Genomic DNA, 18,063 nt, shown 5'->3' with positions numbered 1-18,063 from the left:
CCGACCTCCTGAACCGGCACTTCTTCCCACGACAAGTCTGCAATGAGTTTCCGAACGTTTGCCCGCAGGGCCGCCATCTACAGCCTGGCGCTGCTGTTCGGCGCCTTTCCGATGTCGGTGGCGCTGGCCAACAGCCTGATGCTGATCGTCGTCCTGCTGTGGGCGCTGAGCCTCGACGGCACCGACTTGCGCGAGTTCCTGCGCAGTTCCTGGGCCAACCCGGTGGTGCGTCCGGCGCTGGCGCTGGTGCTGCTGATCGTCCTGGCCTCGTTCTGGTCGCCCGCCAGCTGGGCGGAGATCGGGGGCTACTACAAGAAATACGTGAAGTTCCTGCTGCTGCCGGTGTTCATCTTCCTGCTGGCGCGCCGCGAAGACCGGGCCCACTGCTGGACGGCGTTCGGTCTGGCTCTGCTGTTCACGCTGGTGTCCACCTGGCTGAACGTGTGGTTCCAGCTGCCCTGGTCGCGCACCTACAACCAGGGCTTCGGTGCCGACCACACCGTGTTCAAGGACCACATCTCGCAGGGCATCATGATGTCGCTGTTCACCGTCCTGTGCGCGCACTGGGCGATCAAGGCCACATCGAACTGGAAGAAGGTCCTGTGCTGGCTGGTGGCCGGGCTGGCCGCAGTGAGCATCCTGGTGCTGACGCAGGGCCGCACCGGTTACCTCAGCCTGTTGCTGGCCACTGTCGTGTTCTCGCTGGCGATGCTCTGGCGCCGCCCGCAGATGCTGCTGGGCGTGGTGCTGGCCGGCGCGCTGGCCCTGATGTCGGCCTACACGCTCTCGCCGCAGTTCCAGCACCGCACCAACCTGGCCTGGCAGGAGGCGCAGAACCACAGTGCGGGGACCGTGACCTCGATCGGCGCGCGCATCGAGGTCTGGCGCTTCATGGTCCGGCAGACCGACTTTGACAACGCCAAGCTGATGGGCGCCGGAACGGCGTCCTATCCGGTGCTGGCGCGTTCATACTTCAAGGACCCGAAGTTCTGCGACGCCATCTGTCCGCACCCGCACAACCAGTTCATCCTGTTCTATTTCGAGCAGGGGCTGCCCGGCTTCGTGCTGATCCTCTGGTTCATGGGCACCATCGTGCGGCAGGGGTTGCGCTACCGTTCGACACACCGGGCGCTGATGCTGGCCTTCGTGAGCATCATGCTGACCTCGAACATGACCCACAGCTCGCTGTGGCTGTCGACCGAGAGCCACTTTTTCATCCTGATGACCGCGCTGCTGATGGCCTCGGCGGGCCGTCGCCCGCCATCATCGGCGGTTCAGGCCTCGCCGGCGTAGCCCTTCAGCAGGTCGTCCCAGCGGGCTTCGTCCCAGTGGAACGGGTGGCGCCGGCCCTGTTCCTTGCGCAGCGAACGGCGCAGGCGCTCCAGGTTCTCCTGCTTCCAGGCCTCGCCCGGTCGCACGCCGCATTTGTCGAAGTCCACGATCCAGGCGCGGCCCTGCGCGTCCAGCAACAGGTTGTGGCAGTTCAGGTCGGAGTGGAACACCTGGCGGTCGTGCAACTGGCGGATGGCGCTTCCGAGTGCGATCCAGTCCGTGGCCGGTAACGGTCCTTCGGACAGCGCCTGGGCCACGTTGCGGGTCTGCGGGATCATCGCGACCACGATGTCGGCGGTGTGGCCGATCAGGCCGCGCACCTGTCGCGCGGCCACGGGCGCCGGCACCGGGAGGTCCCAGGCGCGCAGGCGGCGCAGCAGGGTGAATTCGTTCATGGCCCGGCTGGACAGCGGCGAACGGCCCAGGTAGCGGTCGGGGCTGAGCCGGGCCATCAGGCCACCGCGCCGGTAGTGGCGCAGCACGCCCTCGCCGTGGTCCAGCGCCACGCGGTGGGCCTGGCCACGGCCGCTGCCCGTCGCCAGCGCTGCGCTGTCGTCGTGTGGCGGCGTGAACAGGGCCGGCAGAGCCTCGACAACCTGGGTGGGGTCGAACCAGATGGTCTGGCCGGCCGGCGTCGAGGCCCGGGCCGGTGCCAGGCGTTCGGGCCGCATCGGTGCCCAGACCTGTCGCAGCGCTTGCAGGCTGCGCTGGCTGCTGCCTTGCTGGCGCAGAACAAAATCGCGCGCCTGCTGGCCCTTGCGCTGCAGCAGGCCCTTGTCGCGCATCCACTGCGCAGCGGTGTGCAGCATCAGGCGGGCCGAGTCGACGCGCTCGCCGGCGCCGCAGGCCTCGACGTCCTGGTAGAGCTCCTGGAAGTGGTGGGTGTGCGGGCCGAACAGCACCGGCCGGGCACAGGCCATGGCCTCCAGCGCGTTGTGACCGCCGATGGGCACCAGGCTGCCACCGATGAAGCACACGCTGGCGTGCAGGTACCAGGTGCCCAGTTCGCCCATGGTGTCGGCCAGCAGCACCGCGGTGCCAGCCGCCGGCGTTTCGCCACGGCTGCGCCGCACGAAGCTCAGGCCGCTGGCGGTGATCTGTTCGGCCACCTCGTCGAAGCGCTCCGGGTGACGCGGCACGAGGATCAGCAGCGCGCCGGGGTGCTGGCGCGCCAGCTCGGGCCAGGCCAGCAGCAGGGCCGCTTCTTCGCCGTCGTGCGTGCTGCCGGCGACCACGATGGGCCGTCCCGCCAACCAGGGCAGGCGGTCCGGGCTCTCGGGCGTGTCGCGCTGGTCGAACTTGAGGTTGCCGGTGAGCACCAGGCGGTCGGCGGGCACGCCCAGGGCCGCGTAGTGCTCCACGCTGGGCGCGTCGGCGGCAGCCACCACGGCCATCTGCGACCAGACGGGCGCCATCAGGGCGCGCCAGCGCTGGTAGAACTGGGCCGAATCGGCCGACAGCCGGGCATTGACCAGGGCCACGGGCGTGAGCCGCTGGCGGCACTGCCAGAGCATCTCCGGCCAGATCTCGCGCTCGATCAGCACCAGCAGGGAGGGTTGCAGCCGGTCCAGGAAGCGGCGCGTGGCACCGGGTGTGTCGATGGGCGCGAAGACGTGGCGGATGTCGTCGCCCCAGTGGGAGCGCAGCGTGCGTGCGCCCGTGGGCGACTGGGTGCTGACCGTGATCGCATGGTCGGGCCAGGTTTCGCGCAACGCCGCGATCAGCGGGCGCGCCGCCTGCACCTCGCCCACGGACGCGGCGTGAATCCAGAGGCCGCCCATGGACGCGGGCTCGATGCGGATGAAGCCCAGTCGCTCGCGCAGCCGTTCACGGTAGCCGGCGTCCTTGCGGCCGCGCAGCCACAGCCAGCCCAGCAGGGGCAGCGTCAGACCACGCAGCAGCAGCCGGTAGCCGCGCTGGGCCAGGCTGGCCTTGTTCAGCGCCAATGGTCGGCGACCCACTGGGTCGGCAGGACACGGCGGTACCACTTGCCACTGACGCCGGCGATGGCGTCGGGCGGGTTGGGCTTGCCGTGGAAGGCGATGAGGCGGGCACCTTTGGGGATGGTGGGCGGCTTGAACCAGCCCATGATGCCCGGCTGCAGGCAGTGTCGCTTGAAGCTGCGGCACCACTCCTCGGGCCAGTAGCTGAGCTTGCCCTGGCGCGCGAGATACAGCGTGATGAACTCCTGCTCGTTGCGCACCGGCGCGATCGAGGCGGGGTAATCGTTCTTCAGGTGCTCCAGCGCGTCGGCGTGCGCGCCGATGGTGTAGAGGTAGCACGAGGTGTTGCCCGTACCGTCCTTCTTGTCCCATTCCTTGATCACGATGAACTCGCCCTTCTGCTCGAAGAACGGGTCCAGGCTGTCGAGGATGACGATGTCCAGGTCGAGGAACAGGGTGCGGCCCTGCAGGTCGTACAGCGGATTCGCGAACGAGGTCAGCTTGAGCCAGCCGTGTCCGAAGGTCCAGGGCTTGCGCTGGTCGAACTCTTCGAAGCCGACCATGGGGATGGATTTGACCTCGACGGCGGGGTCGATGCCGGCGCCGTCATCGGTCAGGCAGACAAAACGGAACGGCCGGTGCAGGTGGCGGCGGACCATGCTGTGCAGCTTGTTGACGTACTCGGGGCCGTACTTCTTGCCCCACTTGATGCACAGCACATTGACCGCTTGCATGAATCACCTTTGGCTCTGTCTTGCCGCCGCGGACGGTATGTCCCCAGCGGCCGACCCGGCAGTTTATCCCAGCAGGGGGATCACTTCAGCAAGGCGTTGACCGGCTGCAGGTCGTCGGCCTTGAGCACGCCGCCGGCCTGCTTCAGGCGCAGCTGGCCCACCAACACGTTGTAGCGTGCCACAGCCAGGTCGCGCTTGGTCTGGAACAGCTGGCTCTGGGCGTTGAGCACGTCGATGTTGATGCGCACGCCCACCTGGTAGCCCAGCTTGTTCGCGTCCAGCGCGCTCTGGCTGGACGCCTCGGCCGCTTCCAGGGCCTTGACCTGGCTGGTGCCCGAGACCACGCCGAAGTAGGCGCTGCGGATGGCCTGCGAGATGTTGCGCAGCGCGGTCTCGCGGTCGGCGCGCGACTTCTCGACCAGCGCGAGCGCTTCACGGACCCGGTTCTCGATCGCGTTGCCGGCGTACAGCGGCAGGTTGAACTGCAGGCCGACGCTGGCGTTGTTGGTGCGCACGTTGCCGGCGGTCGGGAAGTTCGAGTTGGGGCCGCGCGCCACCTGGTACTGGCCGACCAGGTCCAGTGTCGGCTTGTGGCCAGCCTGGGCCTTCTGCACCTCGACCTCGGCGATCTCGAAGGCCTTGTCCGCCTGGCGCACCGCGGGATGCTGCGTCAGCGCCTGTTCCACCCAGGCCTCGGCGCTGGCGGGCTGCACCGCGGGCAGGTTCACCGGGGCGGCCAGCGGCTTCGGGCTGGCACCGCTGCGGCCCACCAGCTGGTCGAGGGCGAGCTTCTTGACCAGCAGGTCGTTGCTGGCGGCGATCTCCTGGGCCAGCACCAGGTCGTAGCGGGCCTGGGCTTCGCGCGAGTCGGTGACGGTGGAGGTGCCGACCTCGAAATTGCGTTTGGCCGCGGCGAGCTGCTCGGCCACGGCGGTTTTCTGTGCCTGCACGAAGGTCAGCGTGTCCTGCGCGGCCAGCACGTCGAAGTAGGCCTGGGCGGTGCGCACCATCAGGTCCTGCTCGGCGGCCTCCAGCTGGGCACGGGCAATCTCCACCGAGAGCTGACCCTGTTCGTCGTTGTAGCGGTTGACCGGGCGGTACAGCGGCTGGCTGGCCGACAGGGTGACGTTCTGCGAGTTGTTGGTGCGGCTGGTGTCGGTGACGTCGTTGCGGCTGTTGGTCCAGTTGGCGCCGGCGCCCAGCCCCGCCTGCGGACGCAGGCCGGCCTTCGCCTGGTCGGCCTTGGCGAGACTGGCGTCGTACTGGGCACGCGCCGACTGCAGCGTGGTGTCGTAGCCCCGTGCCGCCTCGTACAGCTCCACCAGGCTCTGGGCCTGGGCGCCCGCCGCGCCCAGCGCGAGGGCGACCGCGAAGGACAGGCGGGTCAGGGCGGAACGGTGGGGGGCGAGAGACGGAGCGGTCATGGGGTTTCCTTGGGAACGGGGCGCCGGCGGGGTCAGTAGGTGGGAACCCCGGGATCGCGTTGCTGGGACCAGGCGTCGATGCCGCCGTGGACGTTGACGACGGCGGTGAAGCCGTTCTGGATCAGGAAGTGCGCCACCTGGGCGCTGCGTGCGCCGTGGTGGCACAGGCAGGCGATGGGGCGGTCGCGTTCGAGTTCGAGGTAGCGGGCGGGGACGCTGCGCATCGGCATGGCCACCAGCTCGAAGCCGGCGGGCCGCACCGAGGCGGTCTGCAGCTCCCAGGGCTCGCGCACGTCCAGCACCACCGGCAGTGCGCCGGGTTTCTGTGCGCTGGCGTGCTGCAGCCAGTCGTCGAGTTGGGCGGGGTGGATGGCTTGCATGGCGTCGCGGCTCAGAAAGAGAAGCGCGAGGGCTCGGCAAAGTTCCGCAAGCGGGGCGCGATCGTGTCCCAGGGTTGCTGGGTGCTGAAGCCGGCGTCGTCCACGCGGGTGACGACGGTGGCGCGCATCACCGGCTCGTGGCCGACGATGGCGATCAGACGGCCGCCCTTGGCCAGCAGGGCCAGCAGCCCGGTCGGCACCTCGGCGACCGAGCCGGCCACCAGGATGGCGTCCCAGGGGCCTTCGGCGGCGCAGGCGGCAAAGCCGTTGGCTGCGGCGTCGGCCACCCGCACCTCGGCGTTGGTGATGCCGGCCTGCTGCAGGTTCTTGCGCGCGGCGCTGGCGATGGCGTCGTCGATTTCCAGCGAGACCACGCGCTGGGCCAGGCTGGCCAGCAGCGCGGTGGTGTACCCGCTGCCGGTGCCGATCTCCAGCACCTTGTCGGTGGCTTTCAGTGCCAGGTCCTGCACCATGCGGGCCTGCACACGCGGGGCGAGCATGACCTGGTCGGCGCCGTGGCCCAGGGGCAGTTCCATGTCGACATAGGCCAGCGCCTTCTGCGCGGGCGAGACGAACTGGTCGCGCCTGACGCGGTCGAGCAGCTCCAGCACAGCCGGGTCCAGCACCTCCCAGGGGCGGACTTGCTGTTCGATCATGTTGAAGCGGGCACGGTCGAGGCTCAGGGGCGTCGAAGAGGTCATTTTTGATACTCCGGTGGGTATGTTAGCCGATCTGTTCCGATTTTACCGAGCGGGGGTCATCGGGCCGCTGACGCTGCGGGTGCGAAGCCCAGCCGGCGGCGCACCCAGTTCGCCAGATCGTCCATGTAGCAATAGACCACCGGCACCACGACCAGGGTCAGGATCGACGAGGTGATGACGCCGCCGATCACGGCCTGCCCCATCGGGGCGCGCTGCTCCGAGCCTTCGGTCAGCGCAAAGGCCAGCGGCACCATGCCGAACACCATGGCCAGGGTGGTCATCAGGATCGGGCGCAGCCGCACCTTGGCCGCCAGCAGCAGGGCGTTCTCGCGGTCCAGCGGCGGCTGGCCCTCGAAGCCCTCGCGCGCCCGGATCGCGAAATCCACCAGCAGGATGGCGTTCTTGGTCACCAGGCCCATCAGCAGCACGATGCCGATGACCGAGAACATGCTCATGGTCGAGCCGAACATCAGCAGCGCCAGCACCACGCCGATCAGGGTCAGCGGCAGCGAGGTCATCAGCGCCAGCGGCTGCAGGAAGCTCTGGAACTGGCTGGCCAGGATCATGTAGATGAAGATGATCGCCAGCGCCAGCGCCGAGACCGCGTAGGCGAAGGACTCCTGCATGTTCTTGGTCGAGCCGCCGAACTCGTAGCGGTAGCCGGGCGGAAAGCTCATCTGGTCGAGCACCTGGCGGATCTCGCCCGAGACCTCGCCGGCCGAGCGGCCGTAGACGTTGGCGCTGATCGCGACCTCGCGGTTGAGGTTGCGGCGGTTGATCTGGTTCGGACCGGTGGCGTCGACCACGTCGGCGATCTGGCCCAGGCGCACCACGCGCGCGCTGCCGTCGGCGTTGTTGCCGACCACGAAGGGCAGTTGTTCCAGGTCGGCGGCGCGGGCGCGCTGCTCCGGCGCCAGGCGCACGTTCACGTCGTAGCTCTCGCCGTCGGCGGCACGCCAGTTGCCCACGGTCTGCCCGGCCACGAAGGTGCGCAGGCTGCTGGCCACGGCGGCGCTGTTGAGGCCCGCGTCAGAGGCGATCTCGCGCCGCATCACGATGTCCACCGTGGGTTTGTTGGGCTTGATGCTGGCGTCCAGATCGACCAGGCCGACGATGGGTCGCACGCGCTCCGTCACCTGGGCGGTCAGCCGCTCCAGCTCGGCCAGGTCGTCGCCCTGCAGCGAGAACTCGATCTGCTTGTTGCCGCCCACCGGGTCGAGCAGGCCCGCGTGGGTGACGGTGATGCCGGGCACGGTGCGCAGCCGGTCGCGCAGCTTCGCCGCCATGGCGTCGGCGTTGAGGGCGCGTTCCTTGCGGTCGACCAGGCGCACATAGACGCTGGCGTACATCGTGCCCTGCGCGTTGCCGGTGTTGATGGTCGAGAGCGTGTACTGGACCTCGGGGAACTCGCGCAGGATGGCCTCGACCTGCTTCGTCTTTTCCTCGGTCGCCTGCAGCGAGGAGCCGACCGGCGTGTGGAAGGAGAGCGAGGTCTCGGAGAAGTCGGCCTTGGGCACGAACTCGGTGCCCAGCAGCGGCAGCATGAACACGCTGCCGACGAAGACCGCGAGCGCCAGCGCCATGGTGGACAGCTTGTGCGAGAGCGACCAGCGCAGCGCGCTCTGGTAGGTGTCGGCCAGCCGGTCCTGGATGTGGTCGAACCAGCCGGTGATGCGGCCGATGGTCTTGTCGTAGAGGCTGACGGGCGTGAGGTGTCTTCCGTGCTTCTCGATCTCGGGGTCGTGCCAGACCGAGGACAGCATGGGGTCGAGCGTGAAGCTCACGAACATCGAGATCAGTACGGCCGCGACCATGGTGATGCCGAACTCGTGGAAGAACTTGCCGATGATGCCGCCCATGAAGCCGATGGGCAGGAACACGGCGACGATGGACAGCGTGGTCGCCAGCACCGCCAGCCCGATCTCCGAGGTGCCGTCCATGGCGGCGTCGAACGGCTTCTTGCCCATCTGCACGTGGCGCACGATGTTCTCGCGCACCACGATGGCGTCGTCGATCAGCAGGCCCACCGACAGCGTGAGCGCCATCAGCGTGATCATGTTGATGGTGAAGCCGAACAGATTCATGAAGAAGAAGGTGCCGATCACCGAGATTGGCAGCGTCAGCCCGGTGATCACCGTCGAGCGCCACGAGTTCAGGAACAGGAACACGATCAGCACGGTCAGCAGCGCACCTTCGATCAGCGTCTGGCGCACGTTCTCCACCGAGACGCGGATCGGCCGCGAGCCGTCGGCAATCGGTTCGAGCTTCACGCCCGCTGGCAGCTCGGCCTTGAGCGACTCGACGGTGGCCTTCAGCCCGTCGGTGACCGCGATGGTGTTCTCGTCCTGCGCCTTCTGCACCTGCAGCAGCAGGGTGCGCTGGCCGTTGTAGAGCGCCAGGCTCTCGACCTCCTGCGTGCCGTCGCTCACGCTGGCGACCTGCGACAGGTGCACGGGGCTGCCGCCGCGCCGCGCCACGATGATCTGGCCGAAGTCCTGCGGGTTCTTCAGGCGCGAGAGCACCTGCACCACGCGGTCGCGCTCGTTGGTTTTGAGCGTGCCCACCGGCAGGTCCTGGTTTTCGTTGCGCACCGCCGTCGTGACCTGGTCGGCGGTGACGCCCAGCGCCTCCATCGCGGCCGGATCGAGGTGGATGTTGACGGCGCGCCGGGTGCCGCCCACCAGGGTGACCGAGCCCACGCCGCGCACGTTCTCCAGCCGCTTCTTGAGCGTCTGCTCGGCCCAGGTGGTCAGCTCGACTGCGCTGAGCGCCTTTCCGTTGACTGCTTCAGGGAGCACCGCCATCGACCAGATCGCCCGGCTGGCGGGGTCGAAGCGCAGCACGCGCGGTTCCTTCACGTCGGTGCGGAAGCTCGGCTTGAGGATGGCGATCTTCTCGCGCACGTCGTCGGCGGCCTTGCGGCCGTCGATGTGCAGCTGGAACTCGATGATGACGACGGACTGGCCTTCGTAGCTGCGCGAGGTCAGGGCGTTGACGCCGGCGATGGCGTTGACCGACTCTTCCACCTTCTTGGTGACCTCGGATTCGACGATCTCGGGCGAGGCACCGGGGTACTCGGTGGTGACCACGACCACCGGGAAGTCGATGTTGGGGAACTGGTCGACCTTCAGGCGCTGGAAGGCGAACAGCCCCAGCACCAGCAGGGCCAGCATGACCATGGTCGCGAAGACCGGGTTGCGCAGCGAAACGCGGGTGAACCACATGGTGCGGCGCTCAGTTGGCGGCGGCCTTGGCCGGGAGTGTGGCGGTGGGCGCCGCCAGCTTCACCTCGGTGCCCTCGCGGATCAGCCCGGCCTGCACGCGCAGCAGCTGCGTGCCCGCGGGTGCGGCGGTCACGCCGTCGACCACCAGCATGGCCTCACCGCCGTGCTGCCCCTGTCGGCCCAGGGGGACCGGCACGTGGGCGATCTTGCCGCTCTGGATCACCTGGATGTAGGGCTGGGGCTTGTCGTTGCGCACCGCCGAGAGCGGCACGGCCAGCGCCTGGATCTGGCCGGTGACGATCTCGCCCTGTGCGAACAGGCCCTGGCGCATGCCGGCTGCGGCGGGCAGGCGCAGGTAGACCAGCACGCTGCGGCTGCCGGCCTGCACGCTGGGGTTGATGCGCGCCACGGTGGCGTCCACCGGTTTGTCCAGACCTTCAATCTTGAGCCGCGCCTTCTGCCCCACCGCCACGCCGGCCGCGTCGGCCGGGGCCAGCGCGGCTTCCAGCTCGAAACCGCTGAGATCCACCACCTCCAGGATGCGGGCGTCCACGCCGACGCGCTCGCCGTTCTGCACCAACCGCGCCGAGACCTGGCCCGACAGCGGCGCGCGCAGCGTGGTGTCGCCCAGCGCCTTGCGCGCGATGTCCAGCGCCGCGACGGCGGCCTGGTGGTTGGCCTCGGCGGCCGCGAGGTTGTTGGTCGAGGTCTCCAGCGCGGTGGCCGAGATGAAGCCCTGCTGCACCAGCGACTGGTTGTTGTCCTGTGCGCGCTTGGCAATCGCCACCTGTGCCAGCGCCGACTTCGCCTGCTGCTCGGCCTGGCGCACACGGGCCTGGGCCTCGGTGCTGTCGATGCGGGCGACCACTTCGCCCGCCTTCACGCTGTCGCCCTCCCGCTTGGTGATGCCTTGCACCTCGCCGGCCACGCGGGCCTTGATCGCGGCGGTCTGCAGCGCCCGCAGCGAACCCGAGACGCCGACCGACTGCGCCAGGTCCAGCCGTTCGACGGTCGCCACGTCCTGCGGCGGCAGTTCGTACACCGGCGCCTGCTGCGCGGCCACGGCCGCCGCGGTGGCGGCCTCGTTCTGGGCCTTGCGCTTGCCCAGCGCGCGCAGCACACCGAGGGCGATGGCGATCACCAGCAGGGCCAGCAGCAGCCATTTGATCCAGCCGGAACGGGAAGAGGGAGCGTTCATGGGGTGTCTTTGTTGGAGGTCTCGTGTTCAGGGGCGCACGCGCATGCCATCCAGCAGCAGGCCGACCTGCGTGCCGAGGAAGGCCTGCGGGTCCAGCCGGTCGGCGGGCGGACAGCAGGGCGCCATCGAGTGTTTCCACATCAGCAGGAAGATCATCGGGGCGATCAGGCTGTAAACCGCGCTGTCCAGGTCCATCGGCCGGAAGTCGCCGCGGTCGATGCCGCGCTGCAGCACCCGCTTGAGCAGGGCCCGGCCGGGGGCGATCACCTCGTGCTGGTAGAAGCTGGCGATCTCGGGGAAGGTGCCGGCCTCGCTCATCACCAGCTTGGTGATGCCCGAGGCGGCCGTCATGCCGATGCGTTCCCACCAGGCGTTCATGGTGTAGCGCAGCAGTTCGGCGCTGTCGCCCTGGAAGGCGTCCAGCTCGTCGTTCCACTCGCCGAAGCGGCCGGCGATGGTTTCGCGCACCACGGCCTTGAAGAGTTCTTCCTTGCTGGGAAAGTAGAGGAAGAGGGTGCCTTTGGAGACGCCCGCGCGCGCGGCGACCTCCTCGACGCGGGTGGCGGCGAAGCCTTTTTCAACGAACAGGGCGAGCGCGGCGTCCAGCAGTTCGCCCGGGCGGGCTTCCTTGCGGCGTTCGCGTTTGGTGGGGGAGAGCGCGGAATTCATCTTCTAATGACTGACTGGTCAGTAGTTTAGTTCCGCACCCCCGCAGCGTCAATCTGCGACAGCAGCGTGCGCAGGTGGGCCGTCACATCGGTCGGCCAGTCCGCCGCCAGCGCCTCCACCCGCGCCAGATCGCCCGCGAACAGCGCGCGGCTGACCTCTTCGTACTGCGGCAGGTCGCCGCACACGATGGACATGAAGCGGTAGGCCGCCTCGGTGGCGCGCCGCTGGGCCTGTGCCGAGCCGCCTTCGCGCATGGCCGACTGCACCAGCTTGCGCAGCGCGACCGAGGCGCCGCCGGGCTGGCGCGAGAGCCAGTCCCAGTGGCGCGGCAGCAGGGTCACTTCGCGGGCGGTCACGCCCAGCTTGGGTCGGCCGGGGCCGCGCGGCGCGTCGCTGCCGGGTGCTTCGTCCGGTTCGTCGGTGGCCGGGGCGGGCGGCAGCTGCGCCAGCAGCTGGGCGGCGGGTGTTCGCCAGTCCAGTTCGATGCGTTCGCTGGTGACGGCGTCGAGCACGAGCGGCAGCGCCTCGGGCTGTGCCGCCAGGTGCTGCTGCACGGCGGCGATCACGCCGGCCGGCTCGCCGCGGGCGAGCCGGCGGTGGTGTTCAAAGGCGATCCAGTGCGGGGAGAGCGAAGGCATGTGTGCGGTGTCCGAATATTACCCGGGTAAAAGTATAGCTCATTTTTACCCGGGTAATAAAGAGACCGCCGCCGTCAGGGGGCCGCTGCGCTCAGGGTCAGCGCCCGCTCCACGATGCTGGCGGCGTCGACCGCGAAGAAGCGCCGCAGCGCCGCGCGCGTGTCGCTGCGGCCGAAGCCGTCGGTGCCCAGGGTGGCGCAGGCGCGGTCGGCGGGCAGGTAGGCGCGCACGCTGTCGGGCACGGCGCGCACGTAGTCGGAGGCGGCCACGATGGGCCCGCGGGTCTGGCCCAGCAGGCGCGCGATGTAGGGCTCGGCTGCGCCTGCGGCGGCGCCTTCGCGCGCCAGTTCGCTCCAGCTGGTGACGCTGACCACGTCGACGCCCAGACCCTGCGCGGCCAGTTGCTGCGCGGCTTGCCGCACCTCGCCCAGGATGGCGCCCGAGCCCATCAGCGTGACGCCGGGGCCGCTGGCCGGGCCCAGGCGCTCGAACAGGTAGGCCCCGGCGATCACGCCGGCCGCCGCGCCCTCGGGCAGGTCGGGCTGGGCGTAGTTCTCGTTCATCAGCGTGACGTAATAGAAGACGTCCTGCTGCCGCTCCAGCATCTCGCGCATGCCGTGGTCGAGGATGACCGCCAGTTCGCCCGCGTAGGCCGGGTCGTAGGCCCTGCAGTTGGGGATGGTGGCGGCCACCAGGTGGCTGCTGCCGTCCTGGTGCTGCAGGCCTTCGCCGCCCAGCGTGGTGCGGCCCGAGGTCGCGCCCAGCAGGAAGCCGCGGGCGCGCTGGTCGGCGGCGGCCCAGATGGCGTCGCCGACGCGCTGGAAGCCGAACATCGAGTAGTAGATATAGAAGGGCAGCATGGCCAGGCCGTGCACGCTGTAGCTGGTGGCCGCCGCCGTCCAGCTGGCGATGGCGCCGGCCTCGCTGATGCCTTCTTCCAGGATCTGCCCGTCCTTGGCCTCGCGGTAGCTCAGCACCGAGCCGATGTCTTCCGGCGCGTAGCGCTGGCCCACGCTGCTGTAAATGCCGACTTGCTTGAACAGGTTGGCCATGCCGAAGGTGCGCGCCTCATCGGCCACGATGGGCACGATGTGAGGTCCCAGTTGTCCGTCCTTGAGCAAATTGCCCAGCATGCGCACGAAGGCCATGGTGGTGCTCATCTCCTTGCCGCCGGCGGCGAGGGCGAACTGGCCGTAGCCCGCCAGCGATGGCACGGCCACCGGTTCGCAGCTGGTGTCGCGGCGCGGCAGGTGGCCGCCCAGCGCGGCGCGGCGCGCGTGCAGGTACTGCATCTCGGGGCTGTCGGCCGCGGGTTTGTAGAAGCTGAGGCTTGTGGCCTGCTCATCCGTCAGCGGCAGGTTGAAGCGGTTGCGGAACTCGATGAGGTCGGCGTCGTCCAGTTTTTTCTGGCTGTGCGTCGTCATCTTGCCCTGCCCCGCTTGTCCCATGCCATAGCCCTTTTTGGTGTGGGCCAGGATCACCGTCGGCTGCCCCTTGTGGGCGGCAGCGGCGGCGTAGGCGGCGTGAATCTTGACGAGATCGTGTCCGCCCCGTTTGAGGCGGTCGATCTGCTCGTCGGTCATGCCCTGGGCCAGGGCGGCCAGTTCGGGGTCCTGACCGAAGAAATGTTCGCGGTTGAAGCGGCCGTTCTTGGCCGCAAAGGTCTGCATCTGGCCGTCCACCGTGCCCTGGAGGGCGCGCAGCAGGGCGCCGCTGCGGTCGCGTGCGAACAGGCCATCCCAGTCGCTGCCCCAGACCAGCTTGATCACGTTCCAGCCGGCGCCGGCGAACAGGCGTTCGAGCTCGTCGATGATGCGACCGTTGCCGCGCACCGGGCCGTCCAGCCGCTGCAGGTTGCAGTTGACCACCCAGACCAGGTTGTCCAGCCGCTCGCGCGCGGCCAGGGTGAGCGCGCTCATGCTTTCGGGCTCGTCCATCTCGCCGTCGCCGAACACGCCCCAGACCTTGCGGCCGGCGCAGTCGAGCAGGTTCCGGTCGCTCAGGTAATGCATGAAGCGCGCGTGGTAGATCGAGCTGATCGGGCCCAGGCCCATGGAGCCGGTGGGGAACTGCCAGAAGTCCGGCATCAGCCAGGGGTGCGGGTAGCTGGAGAGGCCGCGCGCGCCGTGTTCGGGCGCCACGATTTCCTGCCGGTAGTGCGCCAGGTCGGCCTCGCTCAGGCGGCCTTCGAGGAACGCGCGGGCATAGACGCCGGGCGCGCTGTGGGGCTGGAAGAACACGAGATCGCCGCCATGGCCGTGGCTGCGCGCGTGGAAGAAGTGGTTGAAGCCGGCCTCGAACAGGTCGGCCGCGCTGGCGTAGCTGGCGATGTGGCCGCCCAGCTCGCCATAGGCCTTGTTGGCGCGCACCACCATGGCCAGTGCGTTCCAGCGCATCAGCGAGGCCAGCCGCTCCTCGATGGCCAGGTCGCCCGGGAACGGCGGCTGGTCGTCGACCGCGATGGTGTTCACGTACGGCGTGTTGCGCTCGGGCTGCCAGCCCACGTGGTGTTCGTGCGCCAGGCGGGCCAGCTCGTCCAGCACGGCGCGGGCGCGCGCCGGGCCCTGGGCTTCAATGAGCGAGCGCAGGGCGTCGCGCCATTCCTGTGTTTCGGCCGGGTCGAGGTCGGGGCTGCTGTTCAAGGGAATTTCTCCGGTTGAGCGCAGGACTGTAGGCAGAGAGCACGCGCATTTGTTGCCGGACTTGCTGAACAATGGGCGCCTTCACGGCACGATGCACCGCCAAACCAATGAAAAGCAGCACAAACCACCTCGACGCCACCGACCGCCGGATTCTGGAAGAGCTCCAGCGGGACGCCAGCCTGTCCAACGTCGAGCTCGCGCGCCGCGTGCACCTCTCGCCCTCGCCCTGCCTGGCGCGGGTGCGCGCCATGGAGGCCAGCGGGCTGATCCGGCAGTACGTGGCCCTGCTGGACGCCGGCCAGCTCGGGCTGCACCTGAACGTGTTCGTCTCCATCAGCCTCAAGCAGCAGAGCCGCAAGGCGCTGCAGGCCTTCGAGGAGCGCATCACGCTGCGCGAGGAGGTGATGGAGTGCTACCTGATGTCCGGCGACGCCGACTACCTGCTGCGCGTGGCCGTGCCGGACATGCCGGCGCTGGAGCGCTTCATCCTCGAACAGCTCTCGCCCATCGCCCAGGTCGAGAAGATCCGCTCGTCGTTCGCGCTCAAGCAGGTGCGCTACAAGACGGCGCTGCCGCTGGCGCCGACCTGATGCCTGTGGGGCGCCGCCCTCAGCCCAGCCGGATGCCCACGCGCGTGATGCGCCCGCCCTCCAGCGCGCGCACGCTCAGTTCCGCCGCGCCCAGCATGGCGCTGTCGCCTTCGACGGCCGGGCGCCGCAGTTCCTCACGCATCCAGGTGGCCACGTCGGTCGGCGCATCGGGCGGCACGGGCAGGCCATAGAAGGCGCACAGCGTGTCCATCGGCGTCGCGCCGTCGATCACGAAATCGCCGAACACGAGGCGGCTGGCCTGCAGGTCATTGGGCTCGGGCAGCGCCAGGCCCAGCCGCCGCGCGCTCCAGGCGATGGTCGAGCCCTGCAGCAGCAGCGAGGTGAGCACCACGACGAAGGCCACGTTGAAGAAGGTCTGCGCGCCGGGCACACCGGCCATCAGCGGGAACATGGCCAGCACGATGGGCACCGCGCCGCGCAGACCCACCCAGGAAATGAACGCGATCTCGCGCGGCGGAAAGCGCAGCGGCACCAGGCACAGCGCCACCGCCAGCGGCCGCGCCACCAGCATCAGCACCAGCGACACCCCCAGCCCGGGCAGCAGGGTGGGCAGCAGCTGCGACGGCGTCGCCAGCAGGCCCAGCAGCAGGAACATGCCCGCCTGCGACAGCCAGGCGTAGCCGTCCATGGCCGAGAGCGTGGACCGCACCTGCCGCCGCGCCCGGTTGCCCGCGATCACGCCCATGGCGTACACCGCCAGAAAGCCCGAGCCGCCCAGCCAAGTGGTGGCCGCGAACACCGTCAGCCCGCCCGAGACCAGCAGCAGCGCGCGGATGCCGCCGCCACCGTCCTCGCCGCGCCCCAGCCGCTTGAGCAGTTCGGCCATCGCGAAGCCGGCGCCCAGCCCCAGTGCCCCGCCCCAGCCGAACTGCAGGGCCAGCGAGCGCAGCACCTCCAGCGCCGACAGCCCGGCGCCAGACCCTGCGGTGGACGCCGCCAGCACCACGCCGATGAGCGCCAGCGTCAGGTACACCGCCATCGGGTCGTTCATGCCCGACTCGATCTCCAGCGTCGCAGCCACACGCTCGTTCAGCCGCACGCCCGAGGACTTGAGCAGCGCGAACACCGCGGCCGCGTCGGTCGAACCGACGATGGCGCCCACCAGCAGTGCCATCGGCCAGGACAGGTCCAGCAGCCAGCGCGCCGCCGCGCCGGTGATGCCCGCACTGAGCACCACGCCCAGCGTGGCCAGCAGCAGCGAGGGCTTCAGGCCGGTGCGGAAGGTGTCGAAGTCGGTGCGCAACCCGCCGTCGAGCAGGATCACCGCCAGCGCGATGTTGCCGACCCAGAAGCTCAGCCGGAAGTCGTTGAACACCAGCCCGCCGGGCCCGTCCTGGCCGGCCAGGATGCCCGCCAGCAAGAACACCAGCAGGAAGGAGAACCCCACCCGCGTCGAGACCACGCCCGCCAGCACGCTGACGAACACCAGCGCGGCGGCGACGAGCAGGGGCAGGGCGAGAAAGTCCAGCGACAGGGCCATGACCGCAAGCTAACAGAATGTGTGCCAGCGGTGGGGCTGAGGACTACATTACGTCTGGCTGCATGGTCAACCCGTGGCAGGTCGCCCACGCCTGCAGCCGGGAGTCCGCACCATGACCGCCACGCTGCAAGCGCTTCTCGGATTCATCGCCTGGACCCTGTGCCTGCTGGTCCTCATGGAGGCCATCCGGTCCTGGTTCGTCCTCTCGGGCGCCGTGCCCGCCAATGGCTTCACCCCCGACAACGCCAACCTCTCGCCCTTCATGCAGCGGCTGGCCCGGGCGCACGCGAACTGCCTGGAGGGGTTGCCCCTCTTTGGCGGGCTCATGCTGGTCGCCGTGGTGGCCGGGCGGGCGACCGTCACCGACCCGCTGGCCTGGGTGCTGCTCGGTGCGCGCATCGTGCAGTCTCTGATCCACCTGGTCTCGACTTCGCCCGCCGCCGTCACCGCGCGGTTCACCGCGTTCGCGGTGCAGGTGGCGATTGCGGTGTACTGGGTGTTCGGACTGTCTGCGGCCTGACGCCCTGGTTGTGGTGTCGCCCCGTGCAATGGAGACCCGGTGCACTACGCCGGCAGGTCCTCGTGCAGGCAGAGGCAGTTGCCCTCGGTGTCCTTGAACCAGGCGGCCTTTTCGGCGCCCAGCACGCAGACGTGGTTCACCGTTTTCAGACCGGGAAAGTCGTAGTCCTCGAACACCACGCCCGCGCGTTTCAACTGCGCGATGCTGGCGGCGATGTCGTTCACCTGGAAGCTGATGGCGGTGTGATCGGCCTTGGTGCCATCGGGTTTGGGGAACAGGGCCAGCGTGGTGCCACCGACCGAATAGACGAACTTGCCGTCGGGTTTGAACCCGCCCGGTGTCAGGCCGAGACAGCCTTCGTAGAACGCCCGCGCGCGGTCGATGTCTTTCACGGGCAGCATGGTGGTGACAGAAGCAGTGGACAACATACACAGTCCTTTCGCTCGAACCGGCCGCGACCAGCCGCCTGGCGCCCGCCAGGCCACACCGGGCCGGCGCAACAGCATAGGCCTGAGGCGACCCCGGCGCCAGTGGCCCCCACCGGGTGGTGTGGGCATGGCTGGAACT

The 18,063-nt window shown here is 69.2% G+C and carries 15 protein-coding genes; 3 read left to right on the top strand and 12 right to left on the bottom strand.

What is annotated here, in order from left to right; all coding sequences use genetic code 11:
- The first annotated feature begins 42 nt into the window (after positions 1-42).
- Positions 43-1,293: an O-antigen ligase gene (locus tag BC358_RS07875; protein WP_066158031.1), complete on the top strand. Its 1,251-nt coding sequence runs from the start codon at positions 43-45 to the stop codon at positions 1,291-1,293.
- Here BC358_RS07875 and BC358_RS07870 read toward each other — a convergent pair.
- The 10 genes from BC358_RS07870 to mdeB form a co-directional block, all read right to left on the bottom strand.
- Positions 1,275-3,278, bottom strand: coding sequence for a 3-deoxy-D-manno-octulosonic acid kinase (locus tag BC358_RS07870; protein WP_079365387.1), 2,004 nt, complete (start codon positions 3,276-3,278; stop codon positions 1,275-1,277). The two genes, BC358_RS07875 and BC358_RS07870, sit on opposite strands and share 19 nt — an antisense overlap.
- Positions 3,269-4,009 carry a glycosyltransferase gene (locus BC358_RS07865; RefSeq protein WP_066158037.1) on the bottom strand — a complete coding sequence of 247 codons (741 nt, stop codon included), beginning with the start codon at positions 4,007-4,009 and terminating at the stop codon, positions 3,269-3,271. Before BC358_RS07865 ends, BC358_RS07870 begins: the two co-directional genes overlap by 10 nt.
- Positions 4,010-4,089: 80 nt before the next feature.
- Positions 4,090-5,433: a TolC family outer membrane protein gene (locus BC358_RS07860; RefSeq protein ID WP_079365386.1), complete on the bottom strand. Its 1,344-nt coding sequence runs from the start codon at positions 5,431-5,433 to the stop codon at positions 4,090-4,092.
- A gap of 32 nt (positions 5,434-5,465) precedes the next feature.
- Positions 5,466-5,813, bottom strand: coding sequence for a rhodanese-like domain-containing protein (locus BC358_RS07855; RefSeq protein WP_079365385.1), 348 nt, complete (start codon positions 5,811-5,813; stop codon positions 5,466-5,468).
- A gap of 11 nt (positions 5,814-5,824) precedes the next feature.
- Positions 5,825-6,514 (bottom strand): protein-L-isoaspartate O-methyltransferase, encoded by a 690-nt coding sequence (locus BC358_RS07850; protein WP_079365384.1) that lies wholly within the window; start codon positions 6,512-6,514, stop codon positions 5,825-5,827.
- A 56-nt stretch (positions 6,515-6,570) separates the two neighbouring features.
- Positions 6,571-9,738 (bottom strand): efflux RND transporter permease subunit, encoded by a 3,168-nt coding sequence (locus tag BC358_RS07845; RefSeq protein WP_079365383.1) that lies wholly within the window; start codon positions 9,736-9,738, stop codon positions 6,571-6,573.
- 10 nt (positions 9,739-9,748) lie between these two features.
- Positions 9,749-10,936 (bottom strand): efflux RND transporter periplasmic adaptor subunit, encoded by a 1,188-nt coding sequence (locus BC358_RS07840; protein WP_079365382.1) that lies wholly within the window; start codon positions 10,934-10,936, stop codon positions 9,749-9,751.
- Positions 10,937-10,963: 27 nt separating this feature from the next.
- On the bottom strand, positions 10,964-11,605 hold the full coding sequence (locus BC358_RS07835; protein WP_079365381.1) for a TetR/AcrR family transcriptional regulator: 642 nt from the start codon (positions 11,603-11,605) through the stop codon (positions 10,964-10,966).
- Positions 11,606-11,631: 26 nt separating this feature from the next.
- Complete coding sequence (locus BC358_RS07830) at positions 11,632-12,243, bottom strand: DUF2239 family protein (protein WP_066158056.1); 612 nt, start codon at positions 12,241-12,243, stop codon at positions 11,632-11,634.
- Between the two features lie 74 nt (positions 12,244-12,317).
- Positions 12,318-14,891: an alpha-ketoglutarate dehydrogenase gene (gene mdeB, locus BC358_RS07825; protein ID WP_373270135.1), complete on the bottom strand. Its 2,574-nt coding sequence runs from the start codon at positions 14,889-14,891 to the stop codon at positions 12,318-12,320.
- A gap of 101 nt (positions 14,892-14,992) precedes the next feature.
- Between mdeB and BC358_RS07820 the strand changes: the two genes are divergently transcribed.
- Positions 14,993-15,475 (top strand): Lrp/AsnC family transcriptional regulator, encoded by a 483-nt coding sequence (locus BC358_RS07820; protein ID WP_066158062.1) that lies wholly within the window; start codon positions 14,993-14,995, stop codon positions 15,473-15,475.
- A gap of 19 nt (positions 15,476-15,494) precedes the next feature.
- Here the strand turns inward: BC358_RS07820 and BC358_RS07815 are convergent, their stop codons facing one another.
- Positions 15,495-16,976 (bottom strand): potassium/proton antiporter, encoded by a 1,482-nt coding sequence (locus tag BC358_RS07815; RefSeq protein ID WP_079365379.1) that lies wholly within the window; start codon positions 16,974-16,976, stop codon positions 15,495-15,497.
- 112 nt (positions 16,977-17,088) lie between these two features.
- Between BC358_RS07815 and BC358_RS07810 the strand changes: the two genes are divergently transcribed.
- Entirely contained in the window at positions 17,089-17,496 is a 408-nt protein-coding gene (locus BC358_RS07810; RefSeq protein WP_079365378.1) for an MAPEG family protein, read from the top strand.
- Between the two features lie 44 nt (positions 17,497-17,540).
- Here BC358_RS07810 and BC358_RS07805 read toward each other — a convergent pair whose 3' ends face one another.
- Entirely contained in the window at positions 17,541-17,924 is a 384-nt protein-coding gene (locus BC358_RS07805; RefSeq protein WP_079365377.1) for a VOC family protein, read from the bottom strand.
- Positions 17,925-18,063: the final 139 nt, after the last annotated feature.

The organism is Hydrogenophaga sp. H7, from assembly GCF_002025745.1.
Classification (GTDB): Bacteria; Pseudomonadota; Gammaproteobacteria; order Burkholderiales; family Burkholderiaceae_C; genus Hydrogenophaga; species Hydrogenophaga pseudoflava.
The sequence above is the reverse complement of the archived record's forward strand: the minus strand, read 5'-3'. Positions and strand labels throughout refer to the sequence as shown.